The organism is Allosalinactinospora lopnorensis (assembly GCF_000981225.1).
Classification (GTDB): Bacteria; Actinomycetota; Actinomycetes; order Streptosporangiales; family Streptosporangiaceae; genus Allosalinactinospora; species Allosalinactinospora lopnorensis.
The window spans coordinates 1-580 of the sequence record NZ_LAJC01000195.1 but is presented as its reverse complement, the minus strand read 5'-3'; the positions used below and the strand labels follow the sequence as shown (position 1 = coordinate 580).

Annotated in this window: 1 protein-coding gene and 1 pseudogene; both read right to left on the bottom strand. The window is 68.8% G+C overall.

What is annotated here, in order from left to right:
• On the bottom strand, positions 1-79 hold a 79-nt coding region (locus VS93_RS32335; protein ID WP_269082899.1), incomplete at its 3' end, for a sigma factor-like helix-turn-helix DNA-binding protein.
• A gap of 139 nt (positions 80-218) precedes the next feature.
• Positions 219-521, bottom strand: a pseudogene (locus VS93_RS32330) (sigma-70 domain-containing protein); the annotation flags it as partial.
• Between the last annotated feature and the right edge of the window lie 59 nt (positions 522-580).

Sequence of the window (580 nt, the reverse complement as noted above, 5' to 3'; positions counted from 1 at the left end):
GGGAGACGTGCATCTGGGACAGCCCCACCTGTTCGGCGATCTGCGCCTGGGTCTTGTCCCCCGCGAAGCGCAGGAGCACGATGCGGCGGTCGCGCGGCGACAGCGTCTCCAGGGCACGGGCGCAGCGCTACCCGGTCGGCGACGGTTGCCAGCAGGTGGTCCTCGTCGCCGAGGGTGTCGCCCAGGGTGGTCTCCTCCTCCTCGGCCCCGTAGGGGACGTCGAGGGACAGGGCGCTGTAGGCGCTGGAGGCGTCGATCAGCTCGACCGTCTCGTCGATCGTGATGTCCAGCATCCCCGCGATCTCGGAGACCGTGGGGGAACGGCCGTGGTGCTGCTCGAAGGCCGCCGTGGCCCGATTGAGCTCCGGGCGCTTCTCCTGGTGCTTGCGCGGCACCCGGATCGCCCAAAGGTGATCGCGGAAGTGCCGCTTGACCTCGCCGGTCATCATCGGCAGGGCATAGGAGATGAACTGCTTGCCGAAATCGGGGTTGAAGTCGCGGATGGCCTGGATCAGACCCACCGTGGCGACCTGCCGCAGATCCTCCTCGGGCTCGCCTCTGTTCCGGTACTGGCGGGCGA